This is a genomic window from Actinacidiphila alni, assembly GCF_900112845.1.
Taxonomy (GTDB): Bacteria; Actinomycetota; Actinomycetes; order Streptomycetales; family Streptomycetaceae; genus Actinacidiphila; species Actinacidiphila alni.
The window spans coordinates 98,332-115,632 of the sequence record NZ_FONG01000016.1 but is presented as its reverse complement, the minus strand read 5'-3'; the positions used below and the strand labels follow the sequence as shown (position 1 = coordinate 115,632).

Genomic DNA, 17,301 nt, shown 5'->3' with positions numbered 1-17,301 from the left:
CGTACGTCAGCCCCGCGCGTCCGGGTGCCCGGCGGGCAGCGGCGGAAGGTCGCCGGTCGCCTCGTACGCCGTCAGCATGTCGATACGGCGCTGGTGGCGCTCCTCCTGCGAGTACGGGGTGCTCAGGAAGATCTCCACGAATTTCGTGGCCTCCTCCTCGGTGTGCATCCGGCCGCCCACGCTCAGCACATTGGCGTCGTTGTGCTCCCGGGCCAGCGCCGCCGTCTGCTCGCTCCACGCCAGCGCCGCGCGCACGCCCTTCACCTTGTTCGCCGCGATCTGCTCGCCGTTGCCCGAGCCGCCGATCACGATTCCCAGGGTGCCCGGGTCGGCGGCGGTGCGCTCGGCCGCGCGCAGGCAGAACGGCGGGTAGTCGTCCACCGCGTCGTAGATGTGCGGACCGCAGTCCACGGGCTCGTGCCCGTGGGCGGACAGCCACTCCACGAGGTGGTTCTTGAGGTCGAAGCCGGCGTGGTCGGAGCCGAGATATACGCGCATGCGGCAAGTCTCCCACTTGGGGTAGCCGCACTCACGCCGGGTGCGCTTCGGCGCGCGGGCGGTAGGGGGTGCCCCTTTAGGGGCGCGGGGAACTGCGCGCTCAGGCCACGCGCGCCTTCAGGCGAAAAACCGCCCCCAGCGGGGCAGACGCTGTTGTTTTGCGACCACCGGCCCGGTGGGGGCGGGCCGCGCAGTTCCCCGCGCCCCTAACGAACCGCACTCCGCAGGAGATCAGGCATCCTCCTCCGCAGAGGTGCGGGTACGAGGGGCTTGCCCCTCGGGAGGGGGGTCAGCGGGTGAGGCGCCAGGCCGCGGGAAGGAGGGCCATCGCGAGGATGGACTTGAGAGCGTCGCCGAGAAGGTAGGGGCGAAGGCCGAGGGAGACGGCCTGGGAGGCCGAGAGGTGGGCGGAGGCGGCGAGGTAGGGCACGCCCACGGCGTAGATCGCGGCCGAGCCGAGGACCATGACACCGGCCGTGCGGAGCACGGTACGGTCACCGCCGCGCCGCGCAAGAGCACCGACCATCGTGGCGGCCACGATCATCCCGAGGATGTACCCGAAGCTCGGCATGGACCAGCCGGAGGCCCCCTCGGAGAACCAGGGCAGGCCCGCGACGCCGGCGGCGGCGTAGAGGGCGAGCGAGGCGAAGCCGCGCCGCGCCCCGAGCGAGGTACCCACGAGAAGAGCGGCGAAGGTCTGCCCGGTCACCGGGACGGGCGAGCCGTGCACCGGAACGGAGAGCTGGGCGGCGAGCCCGGTGAGCACGGCGCCGCCGACGACGAGCGCGATGTCGCGGGCCCGGGAGGCGGGCAGCAGATCGGCCAGGACGGTTCCGGGGGCCTTGAAGCCGGCAGCAGAACCAGCAGCAGCGGTGCTCATCGGTACTCCGCGAGGGGTGAGTTCGGTCGGGGACACCGTGACGCTAGCGCAGCGGTCGAGCATGATCATCGTAGGAAGCGCACAACACCGCGAGCGACCGGTTGGAGACTTCCGTGCAGCGTCAAGCTACCCGAGGACGCCGCGGGCCCGGGGAGTTTCAGCAGGTCGCGTGAGCCATCTCACGTCCGTGACGGCGATCGGGGCGGACCCGTACGGATCCGCCCCGGCCGCCGTAGGGACGCGCCCTACTTGTTGGGTTCGATCAGGTCCCAGCGGTTGCCGTAGAGGTCCTGGAAGACCACGACCGCGCCGTACGGCTCGTAGCGCGGCTCCTCCTCGAAGACGACCCCGGCGGCGACCATCCGCTTGTAGTCGCCGTCGAAGTCGTCGGTGGTGAGGAAGAGGCCGACGCGGCCGCCGGTCTGGTCACCGATCCGGTCCGCCTGGGCGGGGCCGGACGCGCGGGCCAGCAGCAGCGCCGTCTCACCGGCGCCGCGGGGCGCGACCACGACCCAGCGGCTGCCGTCCCCGCGCGGGGTGTCCTCGCGCAGCTCGAAGCCGAGCGCGCGGGTGTAGAAGTCGATGGCCTCGTCGTACTCGCGGACGACGACGGCCACCAGGCCGAGATGGGGCATCGGTCCGGTGCTCTCTCCGTCGAAGGTCGAAGGTCGGGCTCGGTCGAAGGTCGGGCTCAGTCGAAGATGGGGCCCTGGGTACGGGTGCGCTTGATCTCGTAGAAACCCGGGATCGAGGCGACCATCAGTGTGCCGTCCCACAGCTTGGCGGCGTCGGCGCCGCGCGGGGTGGGAGTGACGACGGGGCCGAAGAAGGCGATCTGCTCGCCGTCGTCGCCGGGGACGGCGATGACGGGGGTGCCGACCTCCTGGCCGACCTTGTCGATGCCCTCCTTGTGGGAGGCGCGCAGTTCGGTGTCGTACGCGTCGGAGTCGGCGTAGTCGGCGAGGTCCGCGGGCAGGCCGACCTCTTCGAGGGCGGCGACGACCGTCTCGCGCGTCCTGGGCAGGCCCTGGTTGTGGAAGCGGGTGCCGAGCGCGGTGTAGAGCCGGCCGACGTACTCCTCGCCGTGCTTCTGCTGGGCGGCGACGACGACGCGGATCGGGCCCCAGGCGTCCCGAAGGAAGGTCGCGTACTCCTCGGGCAGCGTGTCGAGCTTGTCCTCGTTGAGCACGGCCAGGCTCATGGCGTGCCAGCGCACGTCGACGGGGCGCACCTTCTCGACCTCCAGCATCCAGCGGGAGGTCATCCACGCCCACGGGCACAGCGGGTCGAACCAGAAGTCGGCGGGGGTCCTGGTGGTGCCGGCATCGGTCTCGGGGACGGTCGCGGTCACTGCGTACTCCTCGAACGGATGGTGCGGCGGCCGTCGCCGTCCGGCACCGGGGATTTCGGGCTCACGGGGGCATGAGTCCTCCGTGACGCACAACGCGCGGCCCGCACGGCGGCATTCCCCCGCGGCCCCGGTCCCCTCCCCCGGCGGCGCCCGCGCGCTCCCCCGCTGCCGCCCGCCGCACCCCGTGGGAGGATGCCAAACGCCGTGACCGCCCGGGAAACCCCCGAAAATCACCGCACGTCATCAGACAGCACCCATGAGACCCATGGGCCCGCGGGGCCCGTGCCCACACCCGAAGGAGTCGCCCGTGCCCGGCGAGAACCTGAGCCGTGAGGAGGCCCGCGAGCGGGCCGCGATCCTGTCCGTCGAGCGGTACGACGTGGCGCTCGACGTACGGTCGGCGGTGGCGCCGGACGACGCGGACGGCGAGCGCACCTTCCGCTCCACGACGGTGATCGACTTCCGGTGCTCGCGGCCCGGCGCCTCGTCCTTCGCGGACCTGCTCGCGCCCGAGGTGATCTCGGTGCGGCTGAACGGCCGGGAGCTGGACCCGGCGAAGGTCTTCGACGGCACCCGGATCGCGCTGGACGGCCTGGCCGAGCGCAACACCCTGGTGGTCGACGCGCGCTGCGCGTACAGCAGGACCGGCGAGGGGCTGCACCGCTTCGAGGACCCGGAGGACGGCGAGGTCTACCTCTACACGCAGTACGAGCCGGCCGACGCGCGCCGGGTGTTCGCCAACTTCGAACAGCCCGATCTGAAGGCGCCGTTCACCTTCCAGGTGAACGCTCCCCTGGGCTGGACGGTGCTGAGCAACAGCGAGCGCGACGGTGAGCCGTCACCCGCAGGGGACGGTGAGGGGGCGGTGTCCCGCTTCCTGCCGACGCAGCCGATCTCCACATACATCACGGCGGTCGTGGCGGGCCCCTACCACGTCGAGCACGACCACTACTCGCGGTCCTTCGCCGACCGCGCGGTGCTGGACGTGCCGCTGAGCGCGCTGTGCCGCAAGTCGCTTGCGCGGCACTTCGACGCGGACGAGATCTTCACGGTCACCAAGCAGGGCCTGGACTTCTTCCACGACAACTTCGACTACCCGTACCCCTTCGGGAAGTACGACCAGGCGTTCGTGCCGGAGTACAACATCGGCGCGATGGAGAACCCGGGCTGCGTCACCTTCCGGGAGGAGTACGTCTTCCGCGGCAAGGTCACCCGCGCGTCGTACGAGGGCCGGGCCAATGTGATCCTGCACGAGATGGCGCACATGTGGTTCGGCGACCTGGTCACCATGCGCTGGTGGGACGACCTGTGGCTGAAGGAGTCCTTCGCGGACTTCATGGGCGCCTTCGCGATGGTCGAGGCGACGCAGTACGACGCCGGGTGGATCACCTTCGCCAACCGGCGCAAGGCGTGGGCGTACCGGGCCGACCAACTGCCGTCCACGCACCCGGTGGTGGCCGACATCCGCGACCTCCAGGACGCCAAGCTCAACTTCGACGGCATCACGTACTCCAAGGGCGCCTCGGTGCTCAAGCAACTGGTCGCGTACGTAGGGCGGGACGCCTTCCTGGAGGCGGCGCGGCGCTACTTCAAACGGCACGCGTACGGCAACACCACGCTCGCCGACCTGCTGGCGGTGCTCGCCGAGACCTCGGGCCGCGACATGGCGGGCTGGTCGCGGTCCTGGCTGGAGACGGCGGGCGTCAACTCGCTGACCCCGCAGGTCGTCTACGGCGCGGACGGCCGGATCACCGAGCTGTCGGTGCTCCAGACCGCCGCCGAGTCGCACCCCGAACTGCGCCCGCACCGCGTCGCGGTGGGCCTCTACCGGCGTCTTCCGGCCGGCGCGCTGGAGCGGTACGCGCGGGTCGAGACGGACGTGGCGGGTCCGGTGACCGTGGTCGACGGGCTCGCCGGCCAGGAGCGCCCGGAGCTGGTGCTGGTCAACGACGACGACCTGACGTACTGCAAGATCCGTTTCGACGAGGTGTCGCTGGAGACGCTGCGCGGCCATCTCGGTGACCTCACCGACCCGTTGGCGCGGGCGCTGGCCTGGTCGGCGGTGTGGAACCTGACCCGCGACGGGCTGATGCCCGCCCGCGACTACCTCGGCCTCGTGCTGCGCTTCGCGGGCTCGGAGTCCGACATCGGCGTCCTCCAGTCGCTGCACCTCCAGGCGCGGTCCGCGCTCACCCACTACGTGGCGCCGGACCACCGCGAGGAGGCCGCGCGGTCGCTGGCCGAGGGCGCGCTGCGCGAGCTGCGGCAGGCCGAGCCGGGCAGCGGTCACCAGCTCGCCTGGGCGCGCTTCTTCGCCAACGTCGCCTCCACGGCGTCCGACTTCCAGTTGCTGCACGGCCTGTTGGACGGCTCCGCGAAGATCGACGGGCTCGACGTGGACCAGGAGCTGCGCTGGACCTTCCTGGAGACGCTCATCGCCGAGGGCGCGGCCGACGCTTCCGCCGTCGCCGCCGAGCGGTCCCGCGACGACACCGCCTCCGGGCACCGGCACGAGGTGCGCTGTCTCGCGGCCCGGCCGTCCGCGCAGGTCAAGGCCGCCGCCTGGGCCGATGTCGTGGACTCCGACCGGCTGTCCAACGCTCTTGTCGAGGCGACCATCGCCGGCTTCGCGCAGGCGGGCCAGCGGGAGCTGACCGCTCCCTACACCGAGCCGTACTTCGCCGCTCTTGAGCGGGTCTGGGGCGAGCGCTCCATCGAGATCGGCATGGCCGTCGTCCGCGGGCTCTTCCCCCGGCACGGCGGTGCCGACGCCCTGGCCGCCGCCGACGCCTGGCTCGCCGCCCGCGCCGGCGCCGCTCCCGCTCTTCGCCGGCTCGTCCTCGAATGCCGCGACGACCTGGCGCGCGCCTTGCGCGCCCAACAGTGCGATGCCCCTGCGGGGAGCTAACGGAAAAAGGGCACCCTTCTCCCCAGAAGAAGGGTGCCCCTCCGGGGCGGGTGCCTGAGGTCTCCTGCGGAGTGCGGTTTCCCCTCCGGGGGCGGTGCCTGATCTCCTGCGGAGGGCGGTGCGTGATCTCCTGTCGGGGGTGCCTGTTCTCCTGCGGAGTGCGGGAGTCATGTTTTTAGGGGCGCGGGGAACTGCGCGACCAGCCCCCACCGGCCCGGTGGTCGCAAAACAAACAGCGTCTGCCCCGCTGGGGGCGGTCTTTCGCCTGAAGGCGCGCTACGGCTGGGCGCGCAGTTCCCCGCGCCCCTGGAGGGGCACCGTCCTCCGCTGCCTCGCCCCGGAGGGGCGCCCTCGTTCGCAGGGGGGCGGGGAATGATCACGCGGCGTCACCCGAATAGGTGAAAGACGCACTTCGGCAGCCGAACACATGAACTTTAGCCCGGAGTTGTCCGGCTTTATCGACGAGCGTGTAACAGCGGTTAGTGACGGGCATGGTCGCGGGAACGACCTCCGCATGGACATCGAGAACCCCCACACCCCCCGCACCCTGGACCACCTCCGCATGGGCGGCAGCAGCGTCTTGACGGTGCGTCAGCTCAAGGAGCACGGCATCACGCCGGGCACGATCGCGGAGCGCTGCCGGCCGGGCGGCCCGTGGCAGCAACTGCTGCCGCAGGTGTATCTGCTGCACTCCGGCCCGCCGAACAGCGCGGAAAGGCTGGAGGCGGCGCTGCTGTACGCGGGCCGCGACCCCGGGGCGCACGGGCCGAGGGGCGGCGGCCGGGAGGCGATGGTCACCGGCTTCGCGGCGCTCGCGCTGCGCCAGTTCGCGTCGGTGCCGCCGCTGCCGGGCCTGCCGCGGATCGATGTGCTGGTGCCGCGGCAGCGCAGGCTGCGGGACGCGGGTGACGTGGCGATCCGCAGGACCAACGCGCTGCCCCGCCCGGAGGAGGTGATCGGGCTGCCGTGCGCGCCCGTCGCCCGCGCGCTGGCGGACGCCGTCGCGGAGCTGGAGGACCCGGGCGACGCGGACACGGTGCGGCGGCTGCTGGTCGAGGCGGTGTGCGGCGGGCACTGCGACGCGGGCAGCGTGGTGGCCGAGCTGCGGCAGGCCCGGCTGCTGGGCCGCCCGCAGGTGGCGGCGGCGGTGAACGCGCTGCTGGCCGAGGGGCGCGCGGCGGCCGAGGACCGGCTGTACGCGATGGTGCGCTGCCACGGCCTGCCCGACCCGGTGTGGAACGTGGACCTGAAGCTGCCGGGCGGCCCGCCGCTGGGCGGGGTGGACGCGTACTGGCCGGAGCACGCGGTGGCGGTCGAGATCGACGCCCGTACGGTGAACGCGCGTACGGCGGACCGCGGTTACGGCGACATCTTCGCCGAGGGCGCGTACGGGGACGGCGGCGCGTACGGCGGGGAGTTCGAGCACGCCGACGACGACGCCGTGTGGTCCCGTCACGCCCGCGAACGCGAGCGCCTCGAAGCGCTGGGCATCACCCTCATCCACCTCACCCCGGCCAAACTGCGGGACTCACTGGAGCAGCAGGCGACCGTCGTACGGACCGCGCTGATGGCGTCCGCCGACCGGACGCCGGCCGCGTACGTGGTCGTCACGCCCCGGTGACCGCCCGTCACGCGAGGCAGCGAGGGAGAGGCGATTCCTGTGGACAACAGCCGAATTGGGTGCGATGGCGGCTGGCGGAAACACGTCACGGCCGGACCATCAAGTGGTCAACACTCCCCAAAGGGCGGTCAATTCGAGCAGTGTGAGCGATCGACCGGCTCCGTTTTCCGAACAGACCGCCATGGTCCGAACAGGGATGCCCATGCCACTCGCTCAGATACCCGGGAAGAGACGCGCGGCCCGTATCGCGCTGGCCGCGGGTCTGGTTGCCGCACTGTCGGCCGCCGGGCCCGCGCTCGCGGTAGCGGACTCCGCGCCCGCCTCTTCGTCCGTACCGTCCACCGCCTCCTCCGGCGCCCCCGGCACCGGCTCGCCCGACAAGGACGCCGCCGACAAGCTCGGTTCCGCGGACGCGTCGCTGCTGGCCAAGGCCAAGGCCGACGGCGACAAGAACGTCACCTTCATGGTCGCGACCAAGCCGGGCAGCACCGGCCAGGTCGCCGACAAGCTGGACGCGCAGGGCGCCAGTGTGGGCCTGCGGTACGACAAGGTCGGCTACGTACGGGCCACCGTGCCGACCGGCAAGGCGGACTCGGCCATCGCGGCGGCGCAGAAGCTGACGTCGGTGATCGCGATCGACCTCAAGCAGGAGATCAAGCTCGACGACCCGACGCCGGCCGCCGACACCACCGACTCGGCCGCCCGGCACGGCAAGCCGTCGGCGAAGACGTACCCCGGTCCTGACAAGAACACCCCGGCGAAGAACCCGTACCAGCCGTCCTTCGAGACCGGCGCGGTCGACTTCGTCAAGGACAATCCGCGCTACGACGGCCGCGGCATCACCGTCGGCATCCTGGACGCGGGCGTGGACGTCGGCCACCCGGCGCTGCAGAAGACCACCACCGGTGAGCGGAAGATCGTCGACTGGGTCACCGCGACCGACCCGATCCTGGACGGCGACGCGACCTGGCGTCCCATGGTCACCGCGGTATCCGGACCGTCCTTCACCTCCGGTGGCCGGACCTGGACCGCGCCCGCGGGCAGCTACTACTTCAGCACGTTCTCCGAGTCCGCCACCCTCGGCGGCGACATGAACGGCGACCTGAACCGGGACGGCGACACCACCGACAAGTGGGGCGTGCTGTACGACGCCGCCGCCGGCACGGTGCGGGTGGACCTGAACAACAACGGCGACTTCACCGACGACACCGCGATGAAGCCGTACAAGAACGGCTTCCAGATCGGGCACTTCGGCACCGACGACCCGGCGACGGCGATCTCGGAGTCGATCCCGTTCACCGTCGAGATCCGCAAGAGCGTGCCGATGGACCCGTACGGCGGGGACTGGGTCGGCAAGACCGCGGACTTCGTCAACATCGGTGTGGTGGAGTCCGAGCACGGCACCCATGTCGCGGGCATCACCGCCGCGAACGGCCTGTTCGGCGGGAAGATGAACGGCGCCGCGCCCGGCGCGAAGATCGTCTCCTCGCGGGCCTGCACCTGGACCGGCGGCTGCACCAGCATCGCGCTCACCGAGGGCATGATCGACCTCGTCGTCAACCGCGGTGTGGACGTGGTCAACATGTCCATCGGCGGCCTCGGCGCCCTCAACGACGGTGCCAGCGCCCGTGATCAGCTCTACAAGCAGCTGATCGACACCTACGGTGTGCAGCTGGTGATCTCCGCGGGCAACGACGGCCCCGGCGTCAACACCATCGGCGACCCGGGCCTGGCCGACCACGTGCTGAGCGTCGGCGCGTCCATCTCCAAGGAGACCTGGGCGGCCAACTACGGCTCGCAGATGACCGTTCCGTACTCGCTGCTGCCCTTCTCCTCCCGCGGCCCGCGCGAGGACGGCGGCCTCGCGCCGGTCATCACCGCGCCCGGCGCGTCCATCAACACCATCCCGACCTGGGAGCCGGGCAGCCCCGTGAAGGAGGCGGGCTACAGCCTGCCGCCGGGCTACGCGATGCTCCAGGGCACCTCGATGGCGTCCCCGCAGGCGGCCGGCGCCTCCGCGCTGCTGCTGTCCGCGGCCAAGGCCAATCATCTGACCGTCACGCCCGCGCAGTTGCGCACCGCGCTGACCAGTACCGCCAGGAACATCCCCGGCGCGCAGACGATCGAGCAGGGCGCGGGCCTGATCGCCGTGTCCCCCGCCTGGCAGCTGCTGCGGCGCGGCGGCCACACCGACACGTACACCGTGAAGGCGCCGGTCAACACCGTGCTGAAGGACTTCCTGGCGACGCCCGGCGTCGGCACCGGCGTCTACGACCGCGAGGGCGGCCTGAAGACCGGCCAGTCGCGGACGTACGACGTGACCGTGACCCGTACCAGCGGTCCCGCCTACGCCCAACTGCACACGCTCACCTGGGCGCACAACGACGGCACCTTCCGCGTCGCGAGCCCGCTGGTGCTGCTGCCGCTGAACAAGCCGGTGACGGTCAAGGTCACCGCGAAGCCGCGGACGGTCGGCACGCACAGCGCGCTGCTCAATGTCGACGACCCGCTGACCCGCGGCACCGACACGCAGATCCCGGCGGCGGTGATCGTCTCCACGCCGGTCGCGAGCCCGTCGTACACGCTGACCCGGTCCGGCACGATCGAGCGGGACAGCACCACGTCGTACTTCGTGACCGTCCCGGCCGGCGCGACCTCGCTGGAGGTCGCCATGGACGGGCTCAAGGCGGGCAGCCAGACCCGGTTCCTGACGATGCACCCCTACGGTGTGCCGCTCGACTCGACCCAGACCATCGACTGCTACCCCAACTACGACAATCCGGCGAACACCTGCCGGCCGGACGTACGGTCCTACGCCGACCCGATGCCGGGCGTGTGGGAGATCTCCGTCGAGGCGCGCCGCACCTCGCCGCAGCTCGACAACCCGTACCGGCTGACCGTCTCGCTGCTCGGCGCGTCCTTCGACCCGGCCGTGCAGACCGTGCCGGAGGCGAAGGTCGGCACGCCGACGCCCGTCGACTGGACGGTCACCAACGGCTTCGCCCCGCTCCAGGGCAAGCTCAAGGGCGGCCCGCTCGGCTCGGCGGTCACCGCGAAGCCGACCATCGCCGAGGGTGACACGCAGACGACCACGCTCACCCTGGGCGCGGGCGTCTCCCGCCTCGACGTCTCGATCGGCTCGCCGTCGGACACGGCCGCCGACCTCGACCTCTACGTCTACCGGGACGGCACCCTGGTCGGGCAGTCCGCCGACGGCGACGCCGAGGAGTCCGTCAGCCTCACCAACCCGGCGGCGGGCACCTACACCTTCGAGGTCGACGGTTACTCCGTCCCCTCCGGGTCGACCACCTACGACTACGAGGACGTCTACTTCTCCGACTCCCTCGGCAGCGTCACGGTCGACGAGTCCGCCACCGTCAACCTCCCGCACGGCGCCTCCACGGACGTCTCGGCCTCCGTCGTGGCCTCGACGGTCGCCCCGGAGGGCCGTCAGCTCTTCGGCGAGGTCCAGCTCCTCGACGCCCGCGGCTCGGTGGCGGGCCGGGGCAGCGTGATCATCACCAAGACGATCCCGTAACGGGCCCCCGGGAGGAGGGCCCCGCCCTCCTCCCGGGACCCGCGCACCACGGCGGGGCGGCTGCCTTCGGGGGCAGCCGCCCCGCTGTCGTGTGCGGACCCACCTGCGGCTCGTCGGAGGCCGGGGCGGGGGTTGTCCCCACCACGGGGACGCCGGGGAACGCCATGGTCCGGGGCGGACGCGCTCCGTAGCGTCGGGAGGGTCGGAGAAGGGCTGGGGCGAGAGGGAATGAGGCGGTCATGGCGTCGCGGCGCGAGCGCAGGCGGGCGAAGAAGGCGGAGCGGGCCGAGCGGGACGCGGCGGTCGCCGAGGCCGTGGCCGGGAGCATGACGGCGGGCGCGTACGCGGTGGAGCTGCGCGGGGTGCGGCGGACGTACGGGCGCGGGGACGCGGCCGTGCACGCGCTGCGCGGGATCGATCTGGGGCTGCCGCGCGGCAGCTTCACGGCGGTGATGGGCCCTTCCGGGTCCGGCAAGAGCACCTTCCTGCAATGCGCGGCCGGCCTTGACCGGCCGACCGACGGGCAGGTGCTGCTCGGCGGGGTGGAGATCACCGAGCTGAGCGAGAAACGGCTGACCGAGATGCGGCGCAGCCGGATCGGCTTCGTCTTCCAGTCGTTCAACCTGCTGCCGTCGCTGACCGTGCAGCAGAACGTCCAGTTGCCGCAGCGGCTGGCCGGGCAGCGGCCCGACCGGCGGCGGGCGGGCGCGCTGCTGGCACAGGTGGGGCTCGACGGGCACGCCAGGCGCCGCCCCGGGCAGCTGTCCGGCGGGCAGCAGCAGCGCGTGGCCATCGCGCGCGCCCTGATCACCGAGCCTGATGTGATCTTCGCGGACGAGCCGACCGGCGCGCTGGACACGGGTACGGCCCGCGAGGTGCTCGGGCTGCTGCGGCACGCCGTGGACGGGCTCGGCGCCACTGTGGTGATGGTGACGCACGACCCGGTCGCGGCCTCGTACGCGGACCGGGTGCTCTTCCTCGCCGACGGGTCCTTCGCCGGTGAGCTGCGCGAGCCGACGCCGACGGCCGTCGCGGACCGGATGGTGGCCCTCACCGAACAGGGCGCGGGCCGCGGTACGGGCCGGGGCCCGGGCCGGGTGGAGGCGGCGGCGTGAACGGGCTGGCCCGCGCCTCGGTGCGCTTCCGGCCCGCGTCCTTCGCGGGCACCTTCATCGCGCTGCTGTTCGCCGCGGCCGTCGTCACCGCCTGCGGCAGCATGCTCCAGACCGGCATCACGGCCCATGTGAAGCCGGTGCGGTACGCGCACACGCCCGTCGTGGTGGCCGCCGACCCGTCGGCGCACATCAGGACCGGGCACGGCGACGACGCCGACACCGAGACGGCGTCGCTGCCCGAGCAGCCGCGGGTGGACACCGCGCTGGCCGAGCGGATCGCGGGCGTTCCCGGCGTGGCCGCGGCCGTACCGGACACCGCCTTCCCCGTGCAGTCCGCCGCGCTGCCGCAGCTGACCGGCCGCGACGCCGCGGCCCGCGTGATCGACGGCGCCTCCGTCGTCCAGGGCCGCGCCCCCGGCACGGGCGAGGTCGCGCTGCCCGCCGCCACCGCCCGCGCCGCCCACCTCGGCGTCGGCGACACCGTCACCCTGACCGCGCCGGGCGGCACCGCCGCGTACCGGGTGTCGGGACTGACGGACACCAAGTCCGCGGCGAAGGACGGGGGTTCCGGGTCGTCCGGTACGTCCGAAGCCTCCGCGTCGTCCGGCGCTTCCGGCTCGTCCGACGCTTCCGGCGCCACGGCGCCCGCGGCGTACTTCGCGGACAGCGCCGTCGGACGGCTGTCCGGGCACCCGGGGCGGACCGACGCCATCGCCGTACTGCCCGACAAGGGCGTCGGCACGCACGAGTTGGCCGAGCGGGTGAAGGACGCGGTCGGGGACCGGGCGAAGGTGCGGACCGGTGACGGGCGGGGGCTCGCCGAGCACCCGGAGCTGGCCGAGGGCAAGGAGATGCTGACCGCGATCGGCGCGTCCTTCGGCGGTATCGCCACCGCGACGGCCGTGTTCGTGGTGATGGGCACCGTCGCGCTGGCGATCGGCCAGCGCGGCCGGGAGATCGCGCTGCTGCGCGCGGTCGGCGCGACCCCGCGGCAGATCCGCCGCACCGTGGCGACCGAGGCGGTGCTGGTGGCGCCGCTCGCGGGCGCCGCGGGCATCCTGCCGGGCGTCGCGCTCGCCAAGTGGTGGGTGGGGCAGCTGGTGGACCGGGGCGCGGTGCCGGAGGGGGTGACGCTCAGCACGGGCTGGATCCCGATGGTGGCCGCCGTCGGCTCCGGGCTGCTCGCGTCGCTGCTGGCCGGCTATCTGGCCGCCCGCCGGCCGTCGAAGGCCCGGCCGAGCCAGGCGCTCGGCGAGGCCGCGGTCGAGCGGCGCAGGCCCGGCGTGATCAGGACGGTGCTGGGCACGGCCGCCGTCGCGGGCGGCTGCGTTCTGTCGGCCGTCGCCGCCAACACCACGGGCGAGGACGCCGCGAACGTGGCGCTGGGCATCGTCTTCTGCTTCATGGTCGGTGTGGCCTTCCTCGGTCCCGTGGTCGCCTGGGCGGCGGCCGCTGTCCTCGGACTGCCGCTGCGGGCCGGCGGCGCCGCGTCGCGGCTCGCCGCCGCCAACACCCGCGCCAACGCGCGCGGGCTGGCCTCCGCGATCACCCCGATCGTGCTGGTCACCGCCTTCTGCGGCACCCTGCTGTGCATGCAGGGCACGATCACGCACGAGTCGTCCCGGCAGATCAAGGACGGCGTCGTCGCCGACCAGGTGATCGGCTCGTCCGCGGCCGGACTGCCCGCCGACACCGCGGCGCGCGCCGCGAAGGTGCCCGGCGTGGACAGCGTCACCGGGGTGCTGCGCACCGGCGCCCTCTACCGTGCGGGCGGCTCGCTGGACTCCGCGTCCCTGCTGGGCGTCTCCGGCGACCCGGGCAACGTGCCGGACGTCCTCCGACTGGGCGTCAAGAGCGGCTCGTTGGACAGGCTGACCGGCGACGGCCGGACCGTCGCCGTGGACTCGCTGCTCGCGGGCACCGCCAAGGTGAAGGTCGGCGGCACCATCTCGCTGTGGCTCGGCGACGGCACGACCATCAAGCCGAAGGTCGTCGCGACCTACGAACGGGGCCTGGGGCTCGGCCAGTTGCTGATGCCGCGCGACGCGGTGGCGGCCCACGCGCGGGCCGCGTACGACACCCAGGTGCTGGTGCACGACAGGCCCGGCGCCGACCGGGCGGCCGTCCAGCGGGACCTGTCGAAGCTGGGTGTGACGGGGCTCACCGTCACCGACCGGGCCGGCTACCGGGCGCAGGCCGACAAGGACCTGGAGCTGAACGCCTGGGCCAACAACGTCATGGCCGGGGTGCTCGGCGGCTTCGCCGCGGTCGCCGCCGCGAACACGCTCGTGATGACGGTCCTGGACCGGCGCCGCGAGGTCGCCCTGCTGCGGCTGGCGGGCACCACCCGCCGCCAGGTGCTGGGCATGCTGCGCCGCGAGGCGCTGCTGGTCGCGGCGGCCGGGCTGCTGATCGGCGGCGCGATCGCCTGGATCACGATGGTCCCGATCGCCCGCGGCATCACCGACGCGAGCCCGTACCTGCCGCCGCTCACCGGCATCGGCATCGTCGCCGCCGCGACCGGCCTCGGCCTGCTGTCCACCGCACTCCCGGCCCGCGCCCTGCTGCGCGGCAACCCCGCGGCGGCGGGCGCGGCGCGCGAATAGCGCACCGGGGACGCGGGCGGCGGCGCGCCACAGCGCACCGGGCGGTTGTGGACCACCCGGTCAGCGGGTGGCATGCGAGGATGGGCGTCTCAGCTGACGAGAAGGAGATGGGCGAGCGTGCCTGGTACGAACCTCACGCGTGAGGAGGCGCAGGAGCGTGCGCGCCTGCTCACGGTGGACGCTTATGAGATCGAGCTGGACCTGCGCGGCGCCCAGGAAGGGGGGACGTTCCGGTCGGTGACCGTCGTGCGGTTCGCGGCGGCGCAGGCGGCGGGGACGTTCATCGATCTGGTGGCGCCCGCGGTGCACGAGGTCGTGCTGAACGGCGAGGTGCTGGAGCCGGCCGATGTCTTCGCGGACTCCCGGATCGCCCTGCCGTCGGTACGGGCGGGCGAGAACGAACTGCGGGTGGTCGCGGACTGCGCGTACACCAACACCGGTGAGGGCCTGCACCGCTTCGTGGACCCGGTGGACAAGCAGGCGTATCTGTACACGCAGTTCGAGGTGCCGGACGCGCGGCGGGTCTTCGCCAGCTTCGAACAGCCCGACCTGAAGGCGAGCTTCGCGTTCACCGTGAAGGCCCCCGAGGGCTGGACGGTCATCTCGAACTCGCCGACGCCCGAGCCGCCCGCCGACGGCGTGTGGGTGTTCGCGCCGACGCCGCGCATCTCCTCGTACATCACGGCGCTGATCGTCGGCCCGTACGCGTCGGTGCACAGCAGCTGGGAGGGCAACGGCCGCAGCGTGCCGCTGGGCATCTACTGCCGTCCCTCGCTGGCGGAGTACCTGGACGCGGAGGCGATCTTCGCGGTGACGCGGCAGGGCTTCGACTGGTTCGAGGAGAAGTTCGACTACGCCTACCCGTTCGCGAAGTACGACCAGCTGTTCGTGCCGGAGTTCAACGCGGGCGCGATGGAGAACGCGGGCGCGGTGACCATCCGCGACCAGTACGTGTTCCGGTCGAAGGTCACGGACGCCGCGTACGAGACGCGGGCCGAGACGATCCTGCACGAGCTGGCGCACATGTGGTTCGGCGACCTGGTCACCATGGAGTGGTGGAACGACCTGTGGCTGAACGAGTCGTTCGCCACCTTCACCTCGATCGCCTGCCAGGCGTACGCGCCCGGCTCCAAGTGGCCGCACTCGTGGACGTCGTTCGCGAATTCGATGAAGACCTGGGCGTACCGGCAGGACCAACTGCCGTCCACGCACCCGATCATGGCCGAGATCAACGACCTCGACGACGTGCTGGTCAACTTCGACGGCATCACGTACGCCAAGGGCGCCTCGGTGCTCAAGCAGCTGGTCGCGTACGTCGGTGAGGACGAGTTCTTCGCGGGTGTGCAGGCGTACTTCAAGCGGCACGCGTGGGGCAACACCCGGCTCACCGACCTGCTCGGCGCACTGGAGGAGACCTCGGGCCGCGACCTGAAGACCTGGTCGAAGGCGTGGCTGGAGACGGCCGGCATCAATGTGCTGCGCCCGGAGATCACGCTCGCCGACGACGGCACGATCGCGTCGCTGGCGGTACGGCAGGAGGCGCCGGCGCTGCCCGCGGGCGCCAAGGGCGCTGTATCCGATGATGCGGCTCCGCCGCGTGGCGTGCTGCGGCCGCACCGGATCGCGGTCGGCGCGTACGACCTGAAGGACGGCAAGCTGGTCCGCACCCGGCGCGTCGAACTGGACGTGGACGGCGAGCTGACGCAGGTGGAGTGGCCGGCGGGGACGCCGCGGCCCGCGGTGCTGCTGCTCAACGACGACGACCTGTCGTACGCAAAGGTGCGGCTGGACGAGCAGTCGCTCGCCGCGGTCCGCGACCATGTCGGCGACTTCACCGAGTCGCTGCCGCGCGCGCTGGTGTGGGCGTCGGCCTGGGACATGACGCGGGACGGCGAACTGGCCACCCGTGACTACCTGGAGCTGGTGCTGCACGGCGTCGGCAAGGAGACCGACATCGGTGTGGTGCAGTCGCTGCACCGGCAGGTCAAGCTCGCGCTGGACCTGTACTCCGACCCGGCGTGGCGGGAGAGCGGGCTCGCCCGGTGGACCGAGGCGGCGCGCGAGCACCTGGCCGCGGCGGCCCCCGGCAGCGACCACCAGCTCGCCTGGGCACGGGCGTTCACCCAGGCGGCCCGCACCGACGAGCAGCTCGACATCCTCGCCGGGCTGCTGGACGGCACCGTGTCGTACGAGGGCCTGGCCGTCGACACCGAGCTGCGCTGGGCGCTGCTGAACCGGCTCGCGGCGACCGGCCGCGCCGACGAGAAGGCGATCGACGCGGAGCTGGCGCTCGACCCGACGTCGGCGGGCGAGCAGCACGCCGCCGCGGCGCGCGCGGCCCGGCCGTCCGCCGAGGTCAAGGCGGCGGCGTGGGCGTCGGTCGTCGAGGACGACAAGCTGCCCAACGCGGTGCAGGAGTCGGTGATCGACGGTTTCGTGCAGTCCGACCAGCGTGAGCTGCTCAGCGCGTACACCGAGCGGTATTTCGCGGCGGTCAAGGGTGTCTGGGACTCGCGCAGCCACGAGATGGCGCAGCAGATCGTGATCGGGCTCTACCCGACCTACCAGGTCTCGCAGGCGACGCTGGACGCGACCGACGCGTGGCTGGCGTCGGCCGAGCCGGTGCCGGCGCTGCGGCGTCTGGTGGTCGAGTCCCGCTCGGGCGTGGAGCGCGCGCTGCGCGCCCAGGCGGCGGACGCGGCGGCGGGCTGATCCATTGCCCTGACGGGCAGGGGCCCCGGACCGCACGCGGTCCGGGGCCCTTCGTCGTCCCGCGCGGAAAAC

10 protein-coding genes are annotated in these 17,301 nt (G+C 72.6%); 6 read left to right on the top strand and 4 right to left on the bottom strand.

The features are described from left to right. Positions 1–6: 6 nt before the first annotated feature. The 4 genes from BM076_RS24510 to BM076_RS24495 all read right to left on the bottom strand — a co-directional run bounded on the left by BM076_RS24510 (position 7) and on the right by BM076_RS24495 (position 2,729). Entirely contained in the window at positions 7–498 is a 492-nt protein-coding gene (locus tag BM076_RS24510; RefSeq protein ID WP_093715857.1) for a ribose-5-phosphate isomerase, read from the bottom strand. 289 nt (positions 499–787) lie between these two features. Next, the gene (locus BM076_RS24505) at positions 788–1,378 is read right to left on the bottom strand and encodes a biotin transporter BioY (RefSeq protein ID WP_093715856.1); all 591 of its coding nucleotides are present in this window, start codon (positions 1,376–1,378) and stop codon (positions 788–790) included. Between the two features lie 245 nt (positions 1,379–1,623). Next, positions 1,624–2,013, bottom strand: coding sequence for a VOC family protein (locus BM076_RS24500; RefSeq protein ID WP_093715855.1), 390 nt, complete (start codon positions 2,011–2,013; stop codon positions 1,624–1,626). A 56-nt stretch (positions 2,014–2,069) separates the two neighbouring features. Further along, positions 2,070–2,729 carry a DsbA family oxidoreductase gene (locus tag BM076_RS24495; protein ID WP_245796297.1) on the bottom strand — a complete coding sequence of 220 codons (660 nt, stop codon included), beginning with the start codon at positions 2,727–2,729 and terminating at the stop codon, positions 2,070–2,072. Between the two features lie 307 nt (positions 2,730–3,036). Here BM076_RS24495 and pepN (BM076_RS24490) point away from each other — a divergent pair, with 307 nt between their 5' ends. The 6 genes from pepN (BM076_RS24490) to pepN (BM076_RS24465) all read left to right on the top strand — a co-directional run bounded on the left by pepN (BM076_RS24490) (position 3,037) and on the right by pepN (BM076_RS24465) (position 17,229). Next, positions 3,037–5,637, top strand: a complete 2,601-nt coding sequence (gene pepN, locus BM076_RS24490; protein ID WP_093715854.1) for an aminopeptidase N — start codon at positions 3,037–3,039, stop codon at positions 5,635–5,637. A gap of 514 nt (positions 5,638–6,151) precedes the next feature. After that, entirely contained in the window at positions 6,152–7,258 is a 1,107-nt protein-coding gene (locus BM076_RS24485; RefSeq protein WP_093715853.1) for a hypothetical protein, read from the top strand. Between the two features lie 202 nt (positions 7,259–7,460). Then, positions 7,461–10,796, top strand: a complete 3,336-nt coding sequence (locus BM076_RS24480) for a S8 family serine peptidase (RefSeq protein ID WP_245796296.1) — start codon at positions 7,461–7,463, stop codon at positions 10,794–10,796. 326 nt (positions 10,797–11,122) lie between these two features. Further along, positions 11,123–11,911, top strand: a complete 789-nt coding sequence (locus BM076_RS24475) for an ABC transporter ATP-binding protein (RefSeq protein ID WP_245796312.1) — start codon at positions 11,123–11,125, stop codon at positions 11,909–11,911. Beyond that, positions 11,908–14,517, top strand: coding sequence for an FtsX-like permease family protein (locus BM076_RS24470; protein ID WP_093715850.1), 2,610 nt, complete (start codon positions 11,908–11,910; stop codon positions 14,515–14,517). Before BM076_RS24475 ends, BM076_RS24470 begins: the two co-directional genes overlap by 4 nt. Positions 14,518–14,634: 117 nt before the next feature. Further along, complete coding sequence (gene pepN, locus BM076_RS24465) at positions 14,635–17,229, top strand: aminopeptidase N (protein WP_093715849.1); 2,595 nt, start codon at positions 14,635–14,637, stop codon at positions 17,227–17,229. Positions 17,230–17,301: the final 72 nt, after the last annotated feature.